At 69.2% G+C, this 22,378-nt stretch carries 17 protein-coding genes; 15 read left to right on the forward strand and 2 right to left on the reverse strand.

Annotated elements, in window-relative coordinates; translation table 11 throughout:
- The first annotated feature begins 46 nt into the window (after positions 1–46).
- From DA1_RS16720 to DA1_RS16765, 10 genes are all read left to right on the forward strand, one after another.
- Positions 47–2,542 carry a TonB-dependent siderophore receptor gene (locus DA1_RS16720; protein ID WP_034398424.1) on the forward strand — a complete coding sequence of 832 codons (2,496 nt, stop codon included), beginning with the start codon at positions 47–49 and terminating at the stop codon, positions 2,540–2,542.
- A gap of 119 nt (positions 2,543–2,661) precedes the next feature.
- Positions 2,662–3,168, forward strand: a complete 507-nt coding sequence (locus tag DA1_RS16725; RefSeq protein WP_012205109.1) for a sigma-70 family RNA polymerase sigma factor — start codon at positions 2,662–2,664, stop codon at positions 3,166–3,168.
- Positions 3,147–4,160 (forward strand): FecR domain-containing protein, encoded by a 1,014-nt coding sequence (locus DA1_RS16730; RefSeq protein WP_034392611.1) that lies wholly within the window; start codon positions 3,147–3,149, stop codon positions 4,158–4,160. The genes DA1_RS16725 and DA1_RS16730 overlap by 22 nt, the downstream gene beginning before the upstream one ends.
- Before the next feature lie 89 nt (positions 4,161–4,249).
- The gene (locus DA1_RS16735) at positions 4,250–6,736 is read left to right on the forward strand and encodes a TonB-dependent siderophore receptor (RefSeq protein WP_034392615.1); all 2,487 of its coding nucleotides are present in this window, start codon (positions 4,250–4,252) and stop codon (positions 6,734–6,736) included.
- A gap of 105 nt (positions 6,737–6,841) precedes the next feature.
- Positions 6,842–7,345, forward strand: a complete 504-nt coding sequence (locus DA1_RS16740) for a sigma-70 family RNA polymerase sigma factor (protein WP_505538456.1) — start codon at positions 6,842–6,844, stop codon at positions 7,343–7,345.
- A 5-nt stretch (positions 7,346–7,350) separates the two neighbouring features.
- On the forward strand, positions 7,351–8,334 hold the full coding sequence (locus DA1_RS16745; RefSeq protein WP_034392621.1) for a FecR domain-containing protein: 984 nt from the start codon (positions 7,351–7,353) through the stop codon (positions 8,332–8,334).
- 123 nt (positions 8,335–8,457) lie between these two features.
- Positions 8,458–10,992, forward strand: a complete 2,535-nt coding sequence (gene fhuE, locus DA1_RS16750) for a ferric-rhodotorulic acid/ferric-coprogen receptor FhuE (protein WP_034392625.1) — start codon at positions 8,458–8,460, stop codon at positions 10,990–10,992.
- 107 nt (positions 10,993–11,099) lie between these two features.
- On the forward strand, positions 11,100–11,609 hold the full coding sequence (locus DA1_RS16755) for a sigma-70 family RNA polymerase sigma factor (protein ID WP_034392629.1): 510 nt from the start codon (positions 11,100–11,102) through the stop codon (positions 11,607–11,609).
- Complete coding sequence (locus DA1_RS16760) at positions 11,606–12,616, forward strand: FecR domain-containing protein (protein ID WP_034392632.1); 1,011 nt, start codon at positions 11,606–11,608, stop codon at positions 12,614–12,616. Before DA1_RS16755 ends, DA1_RS16760 begins: the two co-directional genes overlap by 4 nt.
- A gap of 163 nt (positions 12,617–12,779) precedes the next feature.
- A complete protein-coding gene (locus tag DA1_RS16765) occupies positions 12,780–15,326 on the forward strand; it encodes a TonB-dependent siderophore receptor (protein WP_051940667.1) in 2,547 nt (848 codons plus the stop codon).
- A 56-nt stretch (positions 15,327–15,382) separates the two neighbouring features.
- On the opposite strand, the gene DA1_RS16770 is transcribed toward DA1_RS16765, so the two are convergent.
- Both DA1_RS16770 and DA1_RS16775 read right to left on the reverse strand, forming a co-directional pair.
- A complete protein-coding gene (locus DA1_RS16770; RefSeq protein WP_034392635.1) occupies positions 15,383–15,640 on the reverse strand; it encodes a hypothetical protein in 258 nt (85 codons plus the stop codon).
- Positions 15,641–15,643: 3 nt separating this feature from the next.
- Positions 15,644–16,024 carry a hypothetical protein gene (locus tag DA1_RS16775; RefSeq protein ID WP_034392637.1) on the reverse strand — a complete coding sequence of 127 codons (381 nt, stop codon included), beginning with the start codon at positions 16,022–16,024 and terminating at the stop codon, positions 15,644–15,646.
- Positions 16,025–16,656: 632 nt separating this feature from the next.
- Between DA1_RS16775 and DA1_RS16780 the strand changes: the two genes are divergently transcribed.
- From DA1_RS16780 to DA1_RS16800, 5 genes are read left to right on the forward strand one after another with little or no spacing between them, the layout of a single operon-like run.
- Positions 16,657–16,992 carry a DUF3649 domain-containing protein gene (locus DA1_RS16780; RefSeq protein ID WP_080736845.1) on the forward strand — a complete coding sequence of 112 codons (336 nt, stop codon included), beginning with the start codon at positions 16,657–16,659 and terminating at the stop codon, positions 16,990–16,992.
- A 1-nt stretch (position 16,993) separates the two neighbouring features.
- A complete protein-coding gene (locus DA1_RS16785; RefSeq protein WP_034392639.1) occupies positions 16,994–18,709 on the forward strand; it encodes a PepSY-associated TM helix domain-containing protein in 1,716 nt (571 codons plus the stop codon).
- Complete coding sequence (locus DA1_RS16790) at positions 18,706–19,083, forward strand: DUF3325 domain-containing protein (protein ID WP_034392642.1); 378 nt, start codon at positions 18,706–18,708, stop codon at positions 19,081–19,083. The genes DA1_RS16785 and DA1_RS16790 overlap by 4 nt, the downstream gene beginning before the upstream one ends.
- A 49-nt stretch (positions 19,084–19,132) precedes the next feature.
- Positions 19,133–20,383 carry an efflux RND transporter periplasmic adaptor subunit gene (locus DA1_RS16795; RefSeq protein ID WP_034392644.1) on the forward strand — a complete coding sequence of 417 codons (1,251 nt, stop codon included), beginning with the start codon at positions 19,133–19,135 and terminating at the stop codon, positions 20,381–20,383.
- A complete protein-coding gene (locus tag DA1_RS16800) occupies positions 20,383–22,377 on the forward strand; it encodes an ABC transporter permease (RefSeq protein ID WP_051941082.1) in 1,995 nt (664 codons plus the stop codon). The genes DA1_RS16795 and DA1_RS16800 overlap by 1 nt, the downstream gene beginning before the upstream one ends.
- Position 22,378: the final 1 nt, after the last annotated feature.

A 22,378-nucleotide genomic window follows, 5' to 3' on the forward strand; every position in this document is an offset into this window, starting at 1 on the left:
GATGGCAACCGATTTCATCGAACGACTTCCGAAGGAAAAACAGACCATGGCTCTCCGGCCCGGCATGCGCAGCGTGGCGCGCACTCCCTCCCCCTTGCTCTTTCCACTGTCCCGAACAGGCCTCGCCGTGCTCATGGCAGCGGGTCTGGCGGCAGGCGCCGCCTTGCCACGCGCCGCGCTGGCCCAGGCCGGTGCGGCGGCCACCAGCGCGGTGCAGCGTCCGTTCCAGGTGCCGGCAGGCCCGCTGGCCGCCGCGCTCACGGCGTTTGCCGCTGACGCAGGCGTGAGCATCAGTGCGCCGCCCGCCCTGGTGCAGGGTCGGCGCACCCAGGGCGTGCAGGGCCGCCTCACGGTGCGCGAGGCGCTGGACCGGCTGCTGGCCGGCACCGACCTGCAGGCGCAGGCGGCGGGGGAGGGCGGTTTTGTGCTGCGTGCGGTGCCCGAGGCCACCCAGGCATCGACCGTGCTGGGCGAGGTCAGGGTGACCGCCGCGGCCCCGGCAGAAAGCCCCTGGGGCAGCACCAGCGGGTATGTGGCGCGCCGGGCCAGCACGGCCACCAAGACCGATGCGTCGATTCTGGAGGTGGCGCAATCGGTGTCCGTCATCACGCGCGACCGCATGGACGACCAGGGCGTGCGCACGCTCAACGACGCCGTGCAGTACACGGCCGGCGTGCGCACCAACACGGGTGGGGCAAATCCTGCGGACGACAGCCTGTCGGTGCGCGGTTTCAGCCAGTTCTCGGGCAATTTCTACCTGGACGGGCTGCGCCTCATGCCGCTGGGCACGCTGGGCTTTTTCGGCATGGAGCCTTACGGGGCCGAGCGCATGGAGGTCCTCAAGGGGCCGGCCTCGGTGCTGTATGGCCAGAACTCGCCGGGCGGCATCGTGAACTTCGTGTCCAAGCGGCCTTCGGCCGATGCGGTGCGCGGCATGGAGTTGTCCGTGGGCAGCCATGCTCGCCGGCAGGCGGCCTTCGACCTCGGAGGGCCGGTGGGTGACGATGGCACGGTGAGCTACCGCCTGGTGGGGCTGGCCAGGGCGGCCGACCAGCAGATCGACTTCATGCGTGATGACCGCGTCTACCTGGCGCCCAGCCTGACCTGGGCGCCGGACGCACGCACCAGCGTCACGCTGCGCGGCTTCTACCAGAAGAACCACGCCATGATGTCCACCAACGTGCAGTGGGATGCGCTCAACGGGCGCAACCCCAATGGCCGGCTGCCCCTGAACCGCTTCCTGGGAGAACCGGGCTTCGACCGCGAAGAGACCGAGGTCGCATCGCTGGGCTACGACGCACGCCATCAATTCGACAGCGGCTGGACGCTGCGGCAGAACTTCCGCTACCTGCACGCACGCAACCACGAGCAGTACATGTTCCGCTACGGGCCGCTGATCGACGGCTCCGTCACCAACCGGGAGATCGATTCGCGCGATGGCAAGGGCGGCGTCTATACCGTGGACACCAGCCTGTCGGGCCAATTCGCGGCGGCCGGCCTGCAGCATGAATTCATCGTGGGGCTGGACTACAACCGCAGCCGCTCCAGTTTCGACTCCTATATTGCCGACGGGCCGCAGCTGGACATCTACCGTCCCGTCTATGGCAGCTTCATCGACACCTCGCTGCTGCAGCCCGATGCGCTGCGCGATGAGCGCGCCCAGCAGGTAGGCCTCTACGTGCAGGACCGCATCCGCAAGGACCGCTGGGTGCTGGCCCTGGGCGGACGCCACGACTGGAGCCGCCTGGAGCAGTCCAGCCGCCTGGCCGACCCCGTGTCCACCACCGTGCGCAAGCCCAAATCCTTCACGGGCCGCGTGGGCCTGACCTATCTTGCAGACAACGGCGTGGCGCCCTATGTCAGCTACAGCGAGTCGTTTGTCCCTTTGATGGGCGCTGACCGCAACGACCGGCCCTTTGATCCGGAAACCGGCAAACAGGTCGAGGTCGGCGTCAAGTACTCGCCCGACGAACGCAGCAGCTTCACGCTGGCCGCCTTCGAGCTGCGCCGGCAGAACGTGCTCACCACCGACCCCGAGAACGTCCGCTATTCCATACAGCAGGGCGAAGTGCGTTCTCGCGGCATCGAGTTCGAGGCGGCAGTCCAGCCCACGCGCGGGCTCAAGCTCCTGGCCGCGCTGACCTACAACCCCGTCAAGGTGACCCGGGCCCAGCCAGACCAGTGGGGCGGCAACGTGCAGGGCAAGTCGCCTTACGAAGTGCCCCGCAAGATGGCGTCGGCCTGGGTGGACTATGCCTTTGGGGGCGACCTGCTGGGGCTGGGGGCGGGCGTGGGGGCACGCTACATCGGCTGGAGCTGGGGCGACGCGGACAACAGCTTCCGCGTACCGTCGTTCACCCTGGTGGATGCCTCGCTGCGCTATGACCTGGGAAAGATGCGCAGTGACTGGCGCGGGGCCAGCGTGAGCCTGACGGTGAAGAACCTGTTCGACAAGTACCACACGGCGTCGTGCTTTTCCGCCAATGCCTGCAACTACGGCGAAGCGCGCAACATGGTGGTTCGGTTCGGGTACATCTGGTAGGCCTTGCGGCATCAGGCCGGTCGAAAGCGCTCTCGCACGCTCCCTGGCATGGATACAATCGAATAAGAATGATTCTTGTTTGATTGCGAGCCCCGCCCCCAAGGGAATCGGGACCTGCCATGCCATCCGCCTCCACCCCCCAGCACCGAGAAGCCGCCTCCCTGTACACCGCCCACCATGGCTGGCTGCAGGGCTGGCTGCGCCGCAGGCTGGGCAACGGGGCGGATGCGGCGGACCTGGCGCAGGACACCTTCGTGCGCATCCTGGGCGTGCGCGACCTGGCCGGTGTGCAGGAGCCGCGTGCCTACCTGACCACGGTGGCCAAGGGCGTGCTCGTCAACTGGTACAAGCGCCAGGCGCTGGAGCGCGCCTACCTCGAAGCCCTGGCCGCCTTGCCCGAGCCCGTGGCGCCTTCGCCCGAGCAGCGCGCCCTGGTGCTGGAGACCCTGCACGAGATAGACGCCATGCTGGACGCGCTGCCGCCCATCGTGCGGCGCACGTTTTTGCTGTCCCAGCTGGACGGCATGAAGTACGAGGACATCGCGCAGCAGCTGGAGGTCTCGCTCACCAGCGTCAAGCGCTACATGGCCCAGGCGTTTCGCCAATGCCTGGTGGCAATGGCGTGATGGAGACGCCCCTGCAAGCGCGCGTGCTCGACGAGGCCGCCGAATGGCTGATGCGCCTGCACGACAGCGGCGCCACCGAGGCCGACCGCGCCGCCTGCGAGCGCTGGCGCCAGGCCGACCCACAGCATGCCCTGGCCTGGGAGCGTGCCGAGCGGCTGCTGGGCAAGTTGGGCGGCCTGCCTGCAGCGCTGGCCATGCCGGCGCTGGACCGGCCCCGAAGCCACCGCGCCCAGCGCCGCGCCGCCGTGGCCCGGCTGGCCGCGCTGCTGGCCGTGGCGCCTGCAGGCTGGCTGGCCTGGCAAGCCTGGTATGTGGCGGACCAGCGCGGCTGGGGCGCCGACCTGCGCACCGCCACCGGCGAGCGCCGCACCGAGCATCTGGCCGATGGCAGCCGCCTCCTGCTGGACACGGCCAGCGCGGTGGACATCCGGTTTGATGGTGTACTGCGCCTGCTCACCTTGCGCCAGGGCGCGGTTTCCATAGAAACGGCGGCCGATACCGCCACACCGCGCCGCCCCTTTGTCGTGGACACCGCCCATGGCCGGCTGCGCGCGCTGGGTACGCGCTTCACCGTGCGGCAAGAGGGGGGCAGGGCGGACGGCGGCCCCGTGCGCCTGGCCGTGACCGAGGGCGCCGTGGAAGTCACGCTGCGCGGCGCCGCCAGCCCGGCGCTGGTCGTTCAAGCCGGTCAGCAAACGGTATTGCGAGCGGGGGAGGTGACCGCGCCCCAGCCCCTGCAGCCCGAGGCCACGGCCTGGACCCACGGCATGCTGATGGCCGACGCCATGCCGCTGGCCGCGTTCTGCGCCGAACTGTCGCGCTACCGGCCCGGCCTGCTGCAGTGCGCGCCCGAGGTGCGCGCGCTGCGCGTGTCCGGCTCCTTTCCGCTGGGCGATACGGACCGGACGCTGACCATGCTGGCCTCCACCTATCCCGTCGACGTGCAGACGCGCATGCGCGGCTACTGGATCACCGTGGTCGCCAGGAACTAAAAAAATCAAGGCAGGGTGACACTTTTTCGGATCTCGGCTGGCAACGGGGAAAGAGCTTCTTTCTTCACCGCCTCCAAGGACCGATTTCCATGCCTGCCGTACCCATGCCGCATCCCGTCTTCCATCCCCTGGCGCATGCCGCCCGCCTGGCCCTGCTGGGCATGGCATTGGCCGCAGGCGCCGTGCAGGCGGCCGAACCGGCCCCCGCTTCCGTACCTGCTCCCGCTCCCGCAGCCCAGACCTACCAGATCGCGCCCGGGCCGCTGGGCCGCACGCTGGCTGGCGTGGCCACGGCGGCGGGCATTTCGCTGTCCTTCGATCCTGCGCTGACCGAAGGGCTGACCAGCCCGGCCCTGTCCGGCCATTACGCGCCGCAGCAGGCGCTGCAGCGCCTGCTGGCCGGCAGCGGGCTGGACATGGTGGCGCGCAGCGATGGCAGCTATACGCTGCGCAGGCAGGTCGCACCGGCCGGCGCTGGCGCCGGTTCCACCACGGTCCTGAACGAAGTGCAGGTGACGGCCCGCGCCGAGCGCAGCGCCACCAGCGAAGGCACGGGCAGCTACGTGGCCCGCGCGGTCACGGTGGGCAAGGGCGAGCAGGCGATCAAGGACATCCCCCAGTCCATCAGCGTGATCACGCGCCAGCGCATGGACGACCAGAACCTCAACACCGTGGACGACGTGCTGGCCAGCACCACGGGCATCACCATGTACGACAGCCCCATGGGCGGGCGCTATGTCTACTCGCGCGGCTTTCGCGTGGACACCTACCAGTTCGATGGCGTGAACCGCGCCTTCTACTACCCGCAGGCCGACAACTTCACCAGCAACGCCGCCACGCTGGACCGCGTGGAAGTGGTGCGCGGTGCCACGGGGCTGCTGCAGGGGGCGGGCTCTCCCAGCGCCGCCATCAACATGGTGCGCAAGCGCCCCCTGGCAGAGCGCCAGCTGGAGGTATCGGCCAGTGTGGGCTCCTGGAACAACCTGCGTGGCGAGATCGATGCCACGGGCCCGCTCAACGAGGCCGGCACGCTGCGCGGGCGCGTGGTCGCCAGCCTCAACAGCCGCGACTATTTCTACGACGTGGCCAGCAGCCGCACTGGCGTGCTCTACGGCGTGCTGGAGTACGACCTCAGCTCCCAGACCCGGCTGACGGTGGGCGCCACCCACGAGCGGCTGCGCTCCACGCCTTTCTTCCAGGGCCTGCCGCGCTATGCCGACGGGGCGGACCTGCGGCTGCCGCGCTCCACCTTCCTGGGCGCGGACTGGAACCGCTGGGACAGCGAGCAGACATCGCTGTTTGCCGAGCTGCAGCATCGCTTCAACGCGGACTGGACCGTCAAGGCCACGGCGGGCTACACCCGGGAAAAGCACGACATGAAGTACGCCTTTGCCCTGGGGGCGATCAATCCCGCCACGCTGGCGGGCAACGAGATGTATGCCGGCCTGTTCGATGTCACCACCGACAACAAGACCCTGGACGTGGCGGTGGACGGCAAATTCGACGCCTTCGGCCGCCGGCATTCGCTGAGCTTTGGTGCCAACACGGGCCGCATGGTCAACGACAGCGACTATTCGCTGATCCGCATGGGCCTGCTCAACAACGTGTTCGACCCGAGCGCCGCCATCCGCGAGCCGTCCCGCGCGGAATTCCTGGCCAACCGCTATCGCGGCGATGAAAGCCGCACCCGCATGACCCAGTCCGGCGCCTTTGGCGTGGCGCGGCTGGGCCTCACCGATGCGCTGACCCTGATCGGCGGCGCCCGCGTCACCCGCTTCACGGGCAGCAGCAACTACCGCAACACGGGCGAGGCCTACAACGACCCGTACAAGGAAAGCGGCGTCATCACGCCCTATGGCGGCCTGGTCTATGCGCTCAATGACCAGTGGTCGGCCTATGCCAGCTACTCCGACATCTTCCAGGCCCAGAACGCCGTGACGGCGGCCGGCGACCTGCTGGCACCCATCAAGGGGCGCAATCTGGAAGTGGGCATGAAGGGCGAATTGCTGGACGGCAGGGTGAATGCGGCCGTGGCCCTGTTCCGCATCGACCAGAAGAACCGCGCCGAAGAGGACCTGGTCAACCCCTGCTCGGCCAGCACCTACTGCTATGTCTCCGTGGGCAAGGTCCGCAGCCAGGGGCTGGATGCCGAGATCAGCGGCGAGGTGGCGCGTGGCTGGCAGCTGTTTGCCGGCTACACCTTCAGCCATTTCAAATACCTGGACAACACCTCCAATGCCGGCGTGGAGTTCGCCAGCACCTACACGCCCAAGCACATGCTGCGGGTCTGGAGCGACTACCGCCTGCCGGGCGAATGGAGCGCCTGGAACGTGGGCGGCGGCGTCAACTTCCAGACCGCCAGCTCGCGCGCGGTGGGCGCCATCACCGACGTGCAGCCAGCCTATGCCGTGTGGTCTGCCCGCCTGGGCTACCGGATCGACCGCAACTGGTCCGTGGCACTGAGCGTGGCCAACCTGTTCGACAAGACCTATTACCAGACCATAGGCGCGCCGGCCTGGGGCAATGTCTACGGCGCACCACGCAGCGCGACGCTCACCCTGCGCGGCAAGTTCTGAAACACGGCCAGGAGGAACGGACTGCAGCAGCGGGCGGGAGAGCAGGGCCGCAAGAGGGTCACAGTTGCCTATAATTGAGAATTATTCTCAATCTCGGGTCGCCGCGTGTCCAGCCCATCGCCTTCCTTGTCCGCCCATGTCGAATCCCTGTACCTGGCCCACCACGGCTGGCTGCAGGGCTGGCTGCGCAAGAAGGTGGGCAATGCCTTCGACGCGGCCGATCTGGCGCAGAGCACCTTCCTCAAGGTGCTGGGCGCCCAGGGCCTGGACCAGCTCCAGGAGCCGCGCGCCTACCTGACCACCATTGCGCGCAACCTGCTGATCAACCAGGTGCGCCGCCGCGCCATCGAGCAGGCCTATCTCGATGCGCTGGCCGCCATGCCCGAGCCCGTGGCGCCGCCGCCCGAGGTCCGGCTCATGGTGCTGGAGACCCTGGTCGAGATAGACCGCCGCCTGGGCCGCCTGCCCGCGCTGGCCAAGCAGGCCTTCCTGCTGGCCCAGCTCGAAGGGCTCGGCCATGGCGAGATCGCTGAGGAGCTGGGTATCTCCATCTCCACGGTCAAGCGGCATCTGGCCAAGGCGGCCATGCGCTGCTTCTTCCCGGAGTAGTCGGCATGCAGGCGTTCCCTTCCACTTCTTCCCCCATTTCTGCCGAAGTGGCCCGCCAGGCCGTGCAATGGTGGCTGCAACTGAACTCCGGCAAGGCCCAGGCCCGGCAGCACGATGGCCTGCAGCGCTGGCGTGCGGCCAGCCCCGAGCATGAGGCCGCCTGGCAGCGCATCGAATCCATGGGCAGCCAGATGGCCGGCATTCCCATGCCGCTGGCGCGGGCCGCGTTGGCCGCACCCGGCTCGGCCAGCAGGCGCCGTGCGGTGCAGGCGCTGGCCGTGCTGCTGGTCTCGGGCGCAGGCTCCGCAGCCGTCGTGCGCTCGCAGGCCTGGCGCGGCTGGACGGCCGACCAGGTGGCTGCCGTGGGCGAGCAGCGCCGGCTGCCGCTGCCCGATGGCGGCAGCGTGGTGCTCAACACCGGCAGCGCCCTCAATCTGCGCTACGGCGCGGCCGAGCGCGTGCTGGAGCTGGTGCGTGGCGAAATCCTCGTGCAGACCGCGCCGGACAGCCTGCACCGTCCCTTCATCGTGCAGACCGCCCTGGGCGCCGTTCAGGCCCTGGGCACGCGCTTCACGGTACGCCAGCGCGAGTCCGGCGTTGAAGTGGGCGTGCTGCAAGGCGCCGTGCAATTGCGGCCCGCGCATGCCCCGCATGCCGCGCAGCGCATCCATGCGGGAGAGCAGGGCACGTTCACGGCCCAGCAGGCCGTGCACTCCGGCGCGCTGGACACGGCGGCCAGCGCCTGGGCCGAAGGCATGCTGGTGGCCTCGCGCATGCGGCTGGAGGCTTTCCTGGCCGAGCTGGGCCGCTACCGGCGCGGGCGCCTGGGCTGCGACCCGGCCGTGGCCGGCCTGCACGTCTCCGGTGCCTATCCGCTGGCCGACACCGACCGCGTGCTGGCCGCGCTGACTTCCTCGCTGCCCGTGGAAATCCACTCCTTCTCGCGCTACTGGGTGATGGTGCGGCCTGCGGTGCCGCACAAGGCATGAAGGCCTTCGCACTTTCCTGAAAAAAATTTGAGCTGATTTGCCGGCGATGGCTGTCAACAGAGACAGGAGCGCACCGCAGCGTGCGCCAACGCTTCTCTACAACCATTGCAACAAGGCCTTTCCATGCGCCCTCAGACCATGCGCCAGAACTCCATGCGGCAGACTGCCGCCTCCACCGTCCGCCCATCCCCGGCGGCCCCGGCGTTACGTCCGGTGGCGCTGGCGCTGCAGGTGCTGTGCGCGGGCACGCTGGCGGGGCTGGCTGCCGCAGGCGCCCTGGCTCCGGCCCAGGCCTGGGCGCAGCCGGCTGCCGGTGCTTCGCAGCAACGCCAGTACGACATTGCAGCCGGCCCGCTGGAAAGCGTGCTCAACCAGCTCGGGCGCGAGGCCGGCGTGCTGGTCACCTTCGGCTCGGCCGTCACCGAAGGGCTGCGCAGCGGCGGCGTGAGCGGGCGCTTCACCGTGGAGCAGGCGCTGGACCGCGCCTTGCTGGGCACGCCGCTGGCGGCCGTGCGCTCGGCCGGTGGCGGCTACACCCTGCGCGAGATGCCCGTGGTGCCTGCCACCTCCGGCGCGGCGGGTGCTGCGGGTGCGGCAGGCGCGGGGTCCTCCCAGACACTCAGGACCGTGCTGGTCACGGCCTCGGCCCAGGCCAGCCCCACCACCGAAGGCTCGGGCTCCTACACCACGCCGGCCACGGCGGCGGCCACGGGCCTGAGCCTGTCGCTGCGCGACACGCCGCAGTCCGTCAGCGTGCTCACGCGCCAGCAGATCGAGGACCAGGGCCTGCTCTCGCTCAACGACGCCATGCGCAGCGTCACCGGCATCCATGTCGTCAGCTCGGACAGCGACCGCTCGGACTTCTACTCGCGCGGCTTCTACGTGGACAACCTGCAGTACGACGGCGTGCCCACCTCCATCGGCCTGTCGTTCTACGGTGACTCGGGCACCGATACCACCATCTATGACCGCGTCGAAGTGGTGCGCGGCGCCACGGGCCTGCTCACGGGCGCGGGCAACCCGTCGGCCTCCATCAACATGGTGCGCAAGCACGCCAACAGCAAGGTGTTCACGGGCTCGGCCTCGGCCAGCGTGGGCTCGTGGAACCACCATCGCGGCACGGTGGACCTGTCCATGCCGCTGACGCAGGACGGCCGCATCCGCGCACGCGTCGCAGGCATGGCCGAAGAGCGCGACTCCCATGTGGATCTCTACCACGCGCGCAAGCAGGTCTTCTACGGCGTGATCGATGCCGACCTCACGCCCGACACCACGCTCAGCGTGGGCGCCGACTACCAGTCCAACCGGCCCACCGGCTCGACCTGGGGCGGCCTGCCGCTGGTCTTCACGAACGGCATGCCAGCCGACTGGAGCACCTCCAAGACCACGGCCGCGAACTGGACGCGCTGGAACAGCACCAACAAAAACATCTTCGCCAACCTGCAGCACCGCTTTGGCAACGACTGGAAGCTCAAGGCCAACTTCGTGCACCGCGACAGCGCCTACGACGCCAAGCTGCTGTACCTCATGCGCCAGCCCGACATCACCACCGGCCTGGGCATGGCGGCCCTGCCCAACTACTCCGAATACAGCTTCCAGCAAAACAGCGCCGACCTGCAGGTGACGGGCGGCTGGGAACTGGGCGGGCGCCGCCATGAGGCCGTTGTCGGCCTGACCAGCAGCCGCGCCCGCGAGCACAAGGCCGGCCATGCGCGCACCAGCCCCCTGCAGGACGTGGGCAACTACTACCAATGGGACGGCTCCTATGCCGAGCCCACCTGGGGGCCGCTGACCACCAGCAGCCTGGACCACACGCGCCAGGACGCGCTGTACGGCGCGCTGCGCCTGTCGCTGGCCGATCCGGTCAAGCTCATCGTGGGCGGGCGCCAGAGCAGCTGGAAGGTGCGCAGCCTCAGCGAGGTGCGCGACCACAACGTCTTCATCCCCTACGCAGGCCTGGTGCTGGACCTGAGCGAAGGCTTCTCGGCCTATGCCAGCTACACCGACATCTTCCAGCCTCAGAACTACCGCGACCGCGGCGGCAGCTACCTGGACCCCGTGGCGGGCAAGAGTTTCGAGATCGGCATCAAGGGCGAGCACCTGGACGGCAGGCTCAACAGCTCGCTGTCCGTCTTCCGCATCCAGCAGGACAACGTGGCCCAGCTGGACGAAGGCCAGGTCGTGCCCGGCACCACCGACTTCGCCTACTACGGCGCCAAGGGCGTGACCAGCAAGGGCTTCGAGGCCCAGGTCTCGGGCGAGCTGGCCACGGGCTGGAACCTGTCGGCCGGCATTGCCCACACCGTCGCGCGTGACGCCCAGGGCCTGTCCATCAACGCCTGGGCGCCCAAGACCCAGGCCCAGCTGTTCACTTCCTACCGCCTGCCCGGTGGGTGGAATCAGCTCACCGTGGGCGGCGGCCTGCAATGGCAAAGCCGCACCCGCGCCAGCGTCTTCGTGGCGGGCAATGACCTGGTCTTCGAGCAGAAATCCTTCGCCACCGCCAGCCTCATGGCGCGCTATGCCTTCAGCCCCAGGCTCTCGCTGCAGCTGAACCTGAACAACCTCTTCAACAAGAAGTACTACGTCAACATCGACGGCCAGGGCCAGTTCGGCACGCCGCGCCAGGCCATGGCGGTGCTGAACTACAAGTTCTGAGTGGACAGGGCCGGGGGGGGGCAACAGCGCAGGCCAACCGTTAGAATGCAAATGAGAATTGATCTCATATTTCGGGCCAGCCGCCCACGCATTCCTCCTCCCGCGCCATGTCTGCCGCCGAAACCTCCCTTCACCGCGAAGTCGCCACGCTCTACACCGACCACCACGGCTGGCTGCAGGGCTGGCTGCGCAAGAAGCTGGGCGATGTGCACCAGGCGGCCGATCTGGCGCACGACACCTTTTTGCGCCTGCTGGCGCGCGACGAGCCTGTGCAGGCGCGTGAGCCGCGCGCCTTCCTGACCACGGTGGCGCAGCGCGTGCTGGCCAACCACTACCGGCGCCAGCAACTGGAGCGCGCGTATCTGGAGGCGCTGGCACAGGCGCCGCAGTCCTTTGCCATCTCGCCCGAGGAGCGCGCGCTGCTGCTGGAGGCGCTGGACGAGATCGACCGCATGCTCGACGGCCTGCCTGCCCCTGTGCGGCGGGCCTTTCTGATGGCCCAGCTGGACGGCATGAAGCAGGCCGACATTGCGCGCGAGCTGGGCCTGTCGCTGACCACCGTCAAGCGCTACCTGGTGCAGGCCGGCATGCACTGCTATTTCGCGGTGGATGCATGACGGCGCCGGGAGCCGGCCTGCCGCCCGAGGTAGCGCGCAGCGCCATCGAGTGGTGGCTGAAGCACCAGGAGGGCGGCCTGTCCGATGAGTTGGCCCGCGAATGGCAAGCCTGGCAGGCCTGGCGCGCGGCCGATCCGCTGCACGAGCAGGCCTGGCAGCGCATCACTGCAGTCAACCAGCGGCTGGCTGGGCTGGTGGCGCCGCCGCAATCACCGATAGCCCGGGCTGCGCTGGCTCCGCGTGGTTCCGCTCGCCGGCGCGTGATCCGGTCCCTGGCCGTTGCGGCCTTTGGTGCCGGCATTGCCTGGCAGCTGGAGCAGCGCCTGCCCTGGCAGGGCTGGGTGGCCGATGCACGCACGGCGCGGGGCGAGCGTCGGCAGATGGCGTTGCCGGACGGCACGCAGATCGTGCTCAACGGCGCCAGCGCGCTGGACATCGAATACGGTCCCCGGCACCGCCGTCTGCGCCTGCTGCAGGGCGAGGTGCTGGTCACCACGGCCAAGGACACCGAGCAGCCCGCCCGGCCCTTTGCCGTGCAGACCACTGCGGGCGAGGCGCTGGCCCTGGGGACGCGGTTTTCCGTGCGTGCGCTCGCGGATGGTGATTTCCAGGTGGGTGTGTTCGAGGGGGCCGTGCGCCTGACCCCCCGGCTGGCCGGCCACAGTGTGCTGGTGCTCAGGGCGGGCGAGCAGGCCACGCTGCGGGCCGATGGCGTCTCGCCAGCCACCGCCGTGCATGAGGACAGCACCGCCTGGACCCAGGGCATGCTGGTGGCGCGCGGCATGCCGCTGGCCCGGATGCTGGAGGCGCTGCAGCCGTACAGCGATGCGGCCCTGGCCTGCGAGCCCGAAGTGGCCAACCTGCGCATCTCCGGCACCTATCCGCTGGCGGATGTGCCGCGCGTGCTGGCCGTGATCGGTGCGCTGCCGGGACTGGAGCTGCGCTCCATGACGCGCTGGTGGGGCCGGCGCGAGGTGGTGGTGGGCAAGAAGGCGGCAGGGGCTTGAGGGGGATCTGCGCAGTTTTTTGAAGAAATCTGCGCCCGGGGTGGTCTGTTTAGAGAACTCGCGGGACATGGAGGAAGAGGGGGGCTTGCCATGCCGGGCCCGCCCATCGATTCGTCCATCCATCCGTTTGTCTTTTCCTTCCAGGCCCAGTCCTTCGCACACCATGGCATATCCCGCAGCGCCCCGGCGCTTTCCCTGCGCCTTGCGCCCCTCCGTCGTCCCGTCCCGTGGCCTTTTGCTGGCATTGGCCTGCGCAGGGTTGGGCAGCAACCTGTGGGCGCAGGCGCCTTCGCCTTCCGTCAACACCACGGCCGCCACGGCAGCCACACGCAGCTACCAGATTCCGGCGGGCACGCTGGAGGACGCGCTCAACCGCTTCGGGCGCGACTCGGGTTTGCTGCTGTCCTTCACCCAGGACCAGGTCCAGGGCCTGCGCAGCCCGGGGCTGCAGGGCAGCCACACCGCGCAGGCCGGCCTGGCCGCGCTGCTGCAGGGCACGGGGCTGGAGGCGGCGGTGCAGCCGCAAGGCGGCTATGTGCTGCGCCAGCGCGCCGTGCCCGATGCCCGGGCGCCAGACGTTGCCCCGCGCGCGGTGTCGCTGGCCGAGGTGCGCGTGGCCGCGCGCCGCGCCGGTGACGGCACGACCGAAGGCACGGGCTCCTACACCAGCCGCGTGACCAGCATTGCCTCCAAGACGGACCAGTCGTTCCGCGAGATTGCGCAGTCGGTATCGGTGGTCACACGCGAACAGCTCGACGACCAGCGCGTGACCGATGTGACCGAGGCCCTCAAGCTCACGCCCGGCGTGGTCGTGGCCAATACCGTGGGCGACTTCTATTCGCGGGGCTTTCAGATCACCAGCATGCAGATCGACGGCGGCGCGCCGCTGGCTTTGGGCGCATACACCTATTCGCCGCAGCAGGACATGGCCTTCTACGACCGCGTCGAAGTCATGCGCGGCGCCTCGGGCCTGCTGGGCGGCGTGGGCGATCCGGGCGGCATCATCAACCTGGTGCGCAAGAAGCCGCTGGCCCAGCGGCAGTTCAAGGCCGCGCTGTCGGCCGGCTCCTGGAGCCGGCGCGGCGTGGAGCTCGATGCCAGCGCGCCGTTGGCCGACGACGGCCGCGTGCGCGGCCGCGCCGTGCTGTCCTACCACAAGGGTGACTCCTACATGGACCTGCGCAGCAGCGAAAAGCCCTCGCTCTACGGCGTGCTGGAGGCCGACCTCACGCCAGACACCCTGCTGACCGTGGGCGGCAGCTACGGAAAGACCCATGAGAACGGCGACTATGCCGGCCTGCCGCGCTTTGCCGACGGCAGCAGCCTTGGCCTGCCGCGCCACACCAACTTCACCCAGCCCTGGGCCTATTACGACTACGAGACCAAGGAGCTGTTCGCCCAGCTCGAGCACAAGTTCGACAACCGCTGGAAGGCCAAGCTCAACGTCTCGCGCGTGGAGACCGAGCTGGACCGCTTCTGGGTCTACATGGGCGGCGCCATCAACCCGCAGACCCTGGCGGGTGCGGTCTGGCGCGGCGGCCACATCCAGTCCGGCAATACGCAGGAGGTGGTGGACCTGAGCCTGGGTGGTCCCTTCCAGCTCATGGGCCGCACGCATGAATTGCTGCTGGGCGCGGACTGGCAGCGCGTGGAAAGCTTCTGGCAAAGCGCCAATTTCACGGGCAGCGGCACCGTGGCCAGCAATCCGTTTGCCCCCAGCATCTGGACGCCGCCCACGGAAACCTACTTCAACACCCGCTACGGCCCCTGGGGCCAAAAGCAGATGGGCGGCTATGGCGTGCTGCGCCTGCATCCCACGGACAGGCTGCACCTCATCCTGGGTGCGCGCGCCAGCCGCTACGACTTCCAGCAGTCGATCTGGAACCTGGATGCGCAGGGCAACCGCACGCCCTGGTCGAACACGCCGTTCAAGGAACCCACCAAGATCACGCCCTATGGCGGGGTGATCTATGACCTGAACAGCCAGTGGTCGGCCTATGCCAGCTATTCGTCCATCTTCAAGCCGCAGGCGCTGAGCATGGCCGGCCCGGCGCCGGGCACCTCGCTGCCGCCGGTCAAGGGCGCCAGCTACGAGGCCGGCCTCAAGGGCGAGCTGATGGACGGGCGGCTGAACGCCACCTTCAGCGTCTTCAATGTGGAGCGCACGGGCACGGCCGTGGTGGACCCGCGCTACGAGACCAGCAACAGCCGCTGGGGCGGCAACTGCTGCTACCTGGCACAGGGCAAGGTCACCAGCCGGGGCTTCGACATGGAGCTGGGCGGCGAGCTGCAGCCCGGCTGGCAGCTGGCAGCGGGCTACACCTTCAACAACACCCGCGACCGCAGCACCGAAAAGACCTACAGCAGCATCACGCCGCGCCACCTGTTCAAGCTGTCCACGGCCTATACGCTGCCGGGCGAGCTGTCGCGCTGGAAAGTGGGCGGCAGCGCCCAGATCCAGAGCACGCACTACGTCAGCGGCACGGCGCTGTCGGCGGCGGGCACGTCCGTGCCCTTTGACTTCACGCAGGGCGGCTACGCGCTTTGGAATGCCATGGTGCAGTACCGCATCGACCCGCGCTGGACGGTCACGCTGAACATCAACAACCTGCTCGACAAGACCTACTACCAGACCCTGGGCACAACGTTCAGCAACAACCTGTATGGCGCACCGCGCCACGCCATGCTCACGCTGCGCGGCAGCTTCTGAGGACGGCGGCGCAGGCGTTCGGGCCGCCGTTGTGCAGCCAGCGGCCTTGCGGGGGATCACACCACGCGCCGGGTCTCCACCTTCACATGGCCGGCCAGCAGGTCGGCACTGTCGCGGATGGCGCGCAGCGCATGGGCCAGGGCCTGCTGGCTGTGGTGCTCCTGCGGTGCATGCACTGCCGCCAAGGCCAGTTGCGCCAGGGCCGAGATCTCGGAGCAGTTTTCCTGCACGCTGCTGTGGATCTCGGTGATGGCGCTGGTCAACTGGTGCAGGCTGGGGGGCTGTGTCCTGGGGGTGTCCTTGTCCATGGCCATGCCTCAGCCCTGCGGGCGCACCGGCTCACGGGTGCGGCATTCGAGCAGTTGCGCCATGGCTTTGGCGGCTGCCTCGGCCGCTTCGGCGCGGCGCATCTCGGCCGCGTCTTCGAATCCGCAGCCCATGGCCTGGGCCTCGGTGCCGGCGTAGTCGGCCAGCGTCTCGGCGCTGTCGCGGATGCTTTGCAGGGCGCGGGCCACCACGTCCATGTGGCGATGGCCCTTGGGCGTCTCCAGCCATGCCAGGGCCAGCTGGGCGATGGAGGAGATCTCTGCACAGCCTTGCTGCACGAGATGGTCCACCTGGGTGAGGGCATTGGACAGCTGCCGGGTGCTGTGGCTGTCCGTGGCGGGGGTGGGCTGGTTTGGCTGGGTGGAGGTCATGCCATGTCCCTCCGTGTCTGGCGCTGCGTGGATGGCAAGCGTGAGGGAGGGAGCGCGCAAAGACAGGGCGCGCGGGTCTGCCCGAGAAAAACGGTACTCATGTTTCGATGCTCCATTACGTATCGAATCCACGGGCCATTGCAATCTGCATTGGCTGGTGGATTCGATGTGCAAGCCTCGCTTTCGGAGAGGCGGTGCCGCTTGCTAATGGGTGTTTTGAAGCACCGGCCCCGTGACAGGGGGCTGGTGCGGATGATAGCGCGTGCGGCGTGCGCAAAGTCGCTTCGCGGCCCGCTGCACCTTGCGATCGCGCCCTTTCAGGGATGGCCCAGGAACCGCTGAAAGAGCCCGGCATGCGTTGCGTTTATTGAGAATGATTCTTCTTTGCGAGGTTATGATCCAGCCCCATGGATTTGTCCGCCTCCCTCACCGCACTCCGCGTGCAGGGTGAGCGCCAGCCCCATGCCGGCCTGCGGGCGGGCGCAGCAACACCGGGCGTAGGCCGGCAACCACCCAGGCCGCTGTCCATTGCGGCTGGCCTTTTTTTCAATCTCGTTTGTCATGTATCAGGAGGGCCGTTACGGCCATTGCTTTCGGCATTTGCATTGCCGCTTTTCTGAACAACCCGCTACATGTCCCTTTCCCATTCCAGCCAATCCGGCCAATCCGGTCATTCCGCCAAACCCTCCCATCCGGGCCTGCTTGTGGTTTCCCGCCTGCTGGCCGCCGTCTTCGGCGGCTATGCGCTGGCCAGCGCGCTGGCGGCCTTCCTGGCCGCTGCGCTGCCCGGCGCGCGTGTCGATGCCGTGATCGCCGGCATGCAGTGGAGCTTTGCGCTGCACGCGCTGGCGGTGATCTGGGCGTTCTCGCCGGTTTCGGCGGGCCGGGTCTGGCTGGGTTTGCTGGTGCCTGCGGCCCTGATGGGCGGCGCCGCGCTGCTGCTGGCGCGCAATGGCGGGGGCGTTTGAGATGGCAAAGGCGCAGATCAGCAAGGTCCCCGGCAGCGGCGCTGCCACGGGCGGTTTCCGCCAGGCCCAGGCCTGGCTGCATACCTGGTGCGGGCTGTGGTTTTCGTGGCTGCTGTTCGCGGTGTTCCTCACGGGTTCGCTGGCCGTGTTCCAGGAAGCCATCACGCACTGGATGACACCCGAGCACCATGCCGAGGAGGCGGCCGAGGCGGCAGCGCGCGCCGCCGCGCCGGCCGGGCAGGGTGCGGACCTGGGCCAGCGCCTGGCCTGGGGCGCGGCCTACATGCAAAAGCACCACCAGGGCGCGCAGATGTGGGAGATCTGGCCGTCCGACGACAAGGGCGGCGGCGACCTGCATGTCTATTGGTTCGACGCCAACCGCCAGTACGCCGACGCCGAGCTGGACACCGCCACGGGGGAGGAAATGACGGCAGGCCACGGCCACGGGGCCGCGCGCGCCACCATGGGCGGCAACCATTTCGTGGACTTCCACTATGAACTGCATGCAGGGCAGGTGGGGCTGTGGGTGATCGGCATTGCCGCCATGGCCATGCTGGTGGCCCTGGTCAGCGGCGTGATCACGCACAAGCGCATCTTCAAGGACTTCTTCACCTTTCGCGCACGCAAGGGCCAGCGCAGCTGGCTGGACGCGCACAACGCCGTGGCGGTGCTGACGCTGCCCTTCCAGTTCATGATTGCCTATACCGGCATCGCCATCTCCAGCCTGAGCTTCATGCCCGTTGGCGTCTGGACGGTCTATGGCACGGACCAGGCCGCCCGCACGGCCTTCATCGCCGACATGACCGAGGCCGGGCCGCCCGCGCCTTCCGGCAAGCCCATGGCCGTGCCGGATCTGGAGTCGTTTGCACGGCGCGGCCAGGAGCTGATGGGCCAGGCGGTGCGCGCGGTGGTCGTCAACCATCCCGGCGATGCGTCGGCACGCATCGGCGTCTACGGCTGGAACAGCGATGACCGTGCGCATCAGCGCCTGAGCCCCAATTCGGGCATGGCCATGTTCTCGGCCGCCACGGGCGAGGTGCTGCAGGTGCGCCTGCCCGGCGGTGCCGACGGCGGCACCCCCTCGCTGGCCCAGGCGGTCATGGGCGGGCTGCACATGGTCAAGTTCGGCGGGCTGGCCATGAAGTGGCTGTACTTCCTGTGCGGCCTGGCGGGCGCGGCCATGATGGCCACGGGCGCCATCCTCTTCATGGTCAAGCGCCGCAGCCGCCACCAGGGCGAGTTCGGCAGCGCCACGGCGCGCGTGTACCGGCTGATCGAGGGCCTGAACGTGGCGGCCATCGCCGGGCTGGGCCTGGGCTGCATCGGCTATCTGTGGGCCAACCGCCTGGTGCCCGTGGGCCTGGCGCACCGCGATGACTGGGAGCTGGCCGTGTTCTTCGGCCTGTGGGGCCTGGCGCTGATCCATGCGCTGGCCTGCGCGCCGGCCACGGCCTGGCGCCAGCAGATGGGCCTGCTGGCCATGCTGTGCCTGCTGCTGCCGCTGCTCAACTGGATCACCGTGGGCGAGCCGCTGTCGGCCCACATGCTGGAGGGCGACTGGGAAAGCGCCGGGGTGGAGCTGTTCTGCCTGGCCACGGGGCTGGCGGCCGCCTGGGCCTGGCGCTGGCTGGCGCGGCGCGGCGCGGGTGCCGCCGCCAAGGCAAGGACGGCCAAGGGGCAGGCCGCCGTGGCCGGCCCCTCGGAGGTGCAGGCATGAGCACGTTGCACGCATCCCTGGCCGCACTGGCCCTGGCCTTTGCAGGCATGGCGGCCCTGGCCTTTGCCATGGACCGCCACTACGAACAATTGACCGGCGCGCGCGAGCTGCCGGCCCGCCGTGGCCCGCAGTTGCGCGGCCTGGGCACGGCGCTGCTGGCGCTGGCCCTTGTGCCCGTTCTTTCGGGCTGGGGCGGCACGGTGGGCACGGTGGCCTGGCTGGGCTTTGTGTCCGCCGGCGCGCTGATGGCCGTGGCCCTGATCAGCGCCCATGCGCGCTGGGCGGCGCGGCTGGCCTGGTTGGCTGGCGTGCTTGCCGTGGCGGATTTGGCATGGATTGTTTTCAGTTTCGGTACTACGGGGTTTTTCAGATGAGTTTCCTGCTTTCGTTCCAGTTCGGGGTGTGTGTGATCGGGAGGCAAGCATGACGCGCACGCAGCAACGCTGGAAAGCCATCGCCGTGGCGGTGGTCCTGTTGGCGGCGGCCGGGGGCGCGGCCGCCTGGTGGTCCAGCCGGCCTGCCGTGGCCTACCAGACCGAGACCGTGGCGCGCACCGATATCGAGTCCACCGTCACGGCCATCGGCACGCTGCAGCCGCGCCGCTATGTGGACGTGGGCGCCCAGGTGTCGGGCCAGGTCACCCGGCTGCGCGTGGAGCCCGGCGCCCAGGTGGAAAAGGGCGCACTGCTGGTGGAGATCGACCCCAGCGTGCAGCGCGCCACGGTGGATGCGGGGCGTGCCTCGCTGGCGGGCCTGCGCGCCCAGCTGGCCGAGCAGCAGGCGCTGCGCAAGCTGGCCGAGCAGCAGCTCACGCGCCAGCGCCAGCTGGCCCGCGACGGGGCCACGCGCGAGGAAGACCTGCAGACCGCAGAAGCCAACCTGGCCGCAGCCGGCGCCCGCATGGAGCACCTGAAGGCCCAGATCGACCAGACCCAGGCCACGCTCAAGGCCGACGAGGCGCGCCTGGGCTATACGCGCATCTACGCGCCCATGGCGGGCACCGTGGTGTCGGTGGAGGCGCGCGAGGGCCAGACGCTGAACGCCACCTACCAGACGCCCAACATCCTGCGCATTGCCGACCTGTCGGCCATGACGGTGTGGACCGAGGTGTCCGAGGCCGACGTGCGCCGCGTGCGCGACGACATGCCGGTGTACTTCACCACGCTGGGCGGCGCCGACCAGGCCAGGCCCCGGCGCTGGTCCAGCAAGGTGCGCCAGGTGCTGCCTTCGCCCTCTACCAGCCAGGCACCGGCCGGCGGCAATGCGGGCCAGGCGCCTGCGCCCGCCACCAAGGCCGTGGCCTATACCGTGCTGTTCGATGTGGACAATGAGGACGCCGAGCTGATGCCCCAGATGACGGCCCAGGTGGTCTTTGTCACCGGGCAGGCCGCGCAGGCGCTGACCGTGCCGCTGATGGCCGTGGCCGACAAGGCGGGAACGACTGACAAGGCAGAAAAGGCAGAAAAAGCCGAGAAGGCCGAGAAGGCCGAGAAGGCCGGCAGCACGCAGACCGTGCGCGTGCTGGACGCCAAGGGCCAGCCCGAGCAGCGCACCGTGCGCCTGGGCGTGCGCAGCCGCCACCAGGCCGAGGTGCTGGAGGGCCTGCAGGAAGGCGAGCGCGTCATCGTCGGCGAGACGCCTCTGGACCGTGGCCCGCGGTGGCTGCAATGGTGATGGCGCAGGGCATGCAGGCCGGCGCGCCGCTGACCGCACCGCTGATAGAGCTGCGCGGCATCACCAAGCACTACGGCGGCGGCGACAGCGGCCAGCCCGCCGTCACCGTGCTGCACGGCATCGACCTGGAGATACGCGCGGGTGAGTTCGTCGCGGTGGTGGGCAGCTCGGGCTCGGGCAAGTCCACGCTGATGAACATCCTGGGCTGCCTGGACCGGCCCAGCGAGGGCAGCTACCACTTCCAGGGCCAGGACGTGGCCACGCTGGACTCGGACGCGCTGGCCTGGCTGCGGCGCGAGGCCTTCGGCTTCGTCTTCCAGGGCTACCACCTGATAGCCAGCGAAAGCGCCAGCGAGAACGTGGAAATGCCCGCCATCTACGCGGGCCTGCCCAAGGAAGAGCGCGTGCGGCGCGCCCGTGCGCTGCTGGAGCGCCTGGGCCTGGGCTCGCGCCTGGGCAACCGGCCCAACCAGCTGTCGGGCGGGCAGCAGCAGCGCGTGTCGATTGCGCGCGCGCTGATGAACGGCGGCCAGATCATCCTGGCCGACGAGCCCACGGGCGCGCTGGACTCGCACAGCGGCGCCGAAGTCATGGCCCTGCTGCGCGAGCTGGCCGACGCGGGCCACACCATCATCCTCATCACCCACGACCGCACTGTGGCCGCCCAGGCGCGCCGCGTGATCGAGATCAGCGACGGCCGCATCACCAGCGACAGCCAGCGCGACGATGCCACTAATGGGGTGAATGCGGGCGCCGCTGCCCTGCCGCTCACGCCGCAGCGTGGCAGCGCCGGCGCGCCCTGGCTGGCGGAACTGTTCGAGGCCGCGCGCAGCGCCTGGCGCGGCATGCGCATGAACCGCGTGCGCACCAGCCTGACCTTGCTGGGCATCGTCATCGGCGTGGCCTCGGTGATTGTCATGCTGGCCATTGGCGAGGGCGCGCGGCGCAAGGTGGTCGAGCAGATGGGGACCATGGGCACGGCCATCCTCTACATGGGCAGCAAACCGCCGGCCACGGGCGGGCCGGCCGGGCAGATGACCGAGGAAGACCTGGCCGCCGTGCGCGAACTGCCCGAGATACGGCGCGTCATGCCCGTGATCGGCGACCCCATCACCGTGCGCTACGGCAAGGCCGACAAGCAGATCTACGTGTTCGCGGCCAGCGAGGAGATGCCCCTGGTGCACCACTGGAAGCTGGCCCAGGGCCGCTACTACACCGAGGCCGAGGACCGCGACCTGGCGCCCCTGGTGGTCCTGGGCCACAAGGCGCACCAGCACTTCTTCCCCGACACGCCCAACCCGCTGGGCCGCCAGCTGATCATCGGTACATCGGCCTTCGAGGTCATCGGCGTGATGAGCGAGCGGGGCGCGGACTCGGGCGCGCAGAACTATGACGACATGGTCTTCATTCCCTACCGCTCGGGCCGGGCGCGCGTCTACCAGTCGCAGACCCAGCCCGACTATGTGGTGATCGAGGCCATGTCCTCCGACGTGGTGCACGAGGCGGAGGAGGCCATGCGCAAGCTGCTGCTGGCGCGCCACGGCGGGCGCGAGGACTTCGGCATCGGCAATGCGGCCGCGCGCATCCAGGCCGAGGCCGCCACGCGCCAGAGCATGGCGGTGATGCTGGGCCTGATTGCCGCCGTCTCCCTGGTGGTGGGCGGCATCGGCGTGATGAACGTGATGCTGATGACGGTGCGCGAGCGCACGCGCGAGATCGGCATCCGCATGGCCACGGGCGCGCGCCAGCGCGACATCCTGCGCCAGTTCCTGACCGAGGCCAGCCTGGTCACCTTCGTGGGCGGCACGGTGGGCCTGCTGGCCGGGCTGGCCGTGGGCGTGGTGCTCATCGTGGCGGGCGTGCCCGTGGTGTTTTCGGTGCGCGCCATGCTGGGCGCCTTTGCATGCGCCGTGGTGACGGGCCTGGTGTTCGGCTACATGCCTGCCAAGACGGCGGCGCGGCTGGACCCGGTGCGCGCGCTGGCGGGAGAGTGAG

The sequence above is a fragment of the Delftia acidovorans NBRC 14950 genome (genome assembly GCF_001598795.1).
Classification (GTDB): Bacteria; Pseudomonadota; Gammaproteobacteria; order Burkholderiales; family Burkholderiaceae_C; genus Comamonas; species Comamonas acidovorans.